This is a genomic window from Mycobacterium sp. (genome assembly GCF_049802695.1).
GTDB lineage: Bacteria > Actinomycetota > Actinomycetes > Mycobacteriales > Mycobacteriaceae > Mycobacterium.
Genome location: NZ_JBARMY010000361.1, coordinates 1 through 1,827 on the forward strand (window position 1 = coordinate 1; position 1,827 = coordinate 1,827).

The 1,827-nt window shown below is 67.9% G+C and carries 2 protein-coding genes; both read right to left on the reverse strand.

Annotated elements, in window-relative coordinates; genetic code table 11:
* Positions 1 to 637: class I SAM-dependent methyltransferase (locus tag WA317_RS14955; RefSeq protein ID WP_425173775.1), on the reverse strand; the 637-nt coding region annotated here is incomplete at its 3' end.
* 55 nt (positions 638 to 692) lie between these two features.
* Positions 693 to 1,827 (reverse strand): amidase (locus tag WA317_RS14960; RefSeq protein ID WP_425173776.1); only part of this gene is annotated, 1,135 nt, incomplete at its 5' end.

Sequence of the window (1,827 nt, forward strand, 5' to 3'; positions counted from 1 at the left end):
CGCTATCCTCGTCACGCAGGTCCACTACCGGAAACTCGCCCATGCCGCTATCGGGCAGGTTGGCATGGATGCGGGCGGGCCGGATCTCGTCGACGACCCAGTACTTGGACACGACCTGCCGTAGTTCCTCTTCGGTAACCGCGTTGATAGGACCTTCGGGCATGCCGGCGCGGCCGAAGACCAGCACGAAGTAGCGGGCGCCGGGTGCCGCGGCGCGGACGATCGACCGCTGGTAGCCGTCGCGCAACTCGACCGGCATGGAGTGGGACAGCGTGCTGTCCACGATCGTGTCGAATCGGCCGTCATAGCCGGTGAACGAGGAGATGTCGGCGACCTCGAAGGAGGCGTTCTCCAATCCCTGTTCGGCGGCTTTGGCCTTGGCCAGCTCGATCGCCGTAGGCGACGCGTCGAGGCCGACGGTGCGATGCCCCGAAGCGGCCAGGTGCAGGGACAGTGCGGCTTCACCGCAGCCGGCGTCGAGCACCTCGCCGGTCATCAGACCCTGATCGATCAAAGCCGCGATCTCCGGCTGCGGTTCGCCCAGACTCCACGGCGGGCGGGCCCCCGCTCCGAACTCGGCGGCTTCACCGCGGTAAGCCGGCTCGAAGTCGAAATCGAATTCCTGTATGTCAGTCATGTTCCAGATATATCAACTTGCCTGATATGTGTCAAGGATGTTGATATAGGCGGTGTCAGGCCGGCGCGGCGATGTTCGCCCACGGCCGGGCCTGTTCCAGCTCGTAAGCCAATTCGAGCAGCCGCGCTTCGTGGCCGATGCCGGCCGACAGCATCATGCCCACCGGCAGGCCGGCCGCTGACTGCGCCAGCGGCAGCGAGATCGCCGGCTCTCCGGTGACGTTCTGCAGCGGGGTGAACGCCACCCAGCCGATCAGCCGGTCCATGATCTGCTCGTAGTCGGCGGTCGGATCGAGGTAACCCACCCGCGGCGTCTCGTCGGCCAGTGTCGGCGTCAGCACGGCGTCATAGGTGCGGAATAACCGCGCGGTGCGCCGCCGAAGCGCCCGCAGCCGCAGGATCACCGCCGGCATCCGGTGCAGGTTACGACTGGCGCGCCGGTCCAGGCCCAGGGTGAGGTTGTCCAGCAGTGCGCGATCGAACGACGCGCCGAAAGCCCGCTTTCCCATCCGGATCTGCGCCGTCGCGAGCAGCGCCCAGTACAGCACGAAGTCGGTGGCGAAGCTGGCCGGCACGGGCGGGGTGTCGATGCGTTCCACATGGTGGCCGAGCTCTTCGAGCAGATCGGCGGACTGCAGTGTCAAGTCGCGGACTTCCGGACTGCATTCGCGTTCCACCGAACGGGTGAGCACCGCGATCTTGAGCCGTTGGCTGCCCGGGCCGGTGATGTCGCCTATGGGCCGCAGTCGCCGAGACGGAGAAAGCCGCTCGGCTTCGCGGTAGAAGGCCGCGGTGTCGCGCACCGTTCGGGTCAGCACGCCGTTGGCGACGATCCCGACCGGCATCCGGCGCAGCTCGGCGTCCAGCGGCAACCGGCCACGCGACGGCTTGAGCCCGACCAGCCCGTTGCAGGCCGCCGGAATACGGATGGACCCGCCACCGTCGTTCGCGTGCGCGATGGGCACCGCTCCGGCAGCGACGAAGGCGCCCGATCCTGACGACGACGCCCCGGCGGTGTGTTCGGGGTTCCACGGATTGCGCACCGGCCCCAACCTGGGGTGCTCAGCCGAGGCGCTGAACCCGAATTCGGACAGCTGAGATTTGCCCAGCGCGATCAGCCCGGTGCCGAGGTAGAGCCGCGCGAAGTCGCCGTCGGCTCGCGCCGGGTGCGGTTGCCACGCGTCGGAACCC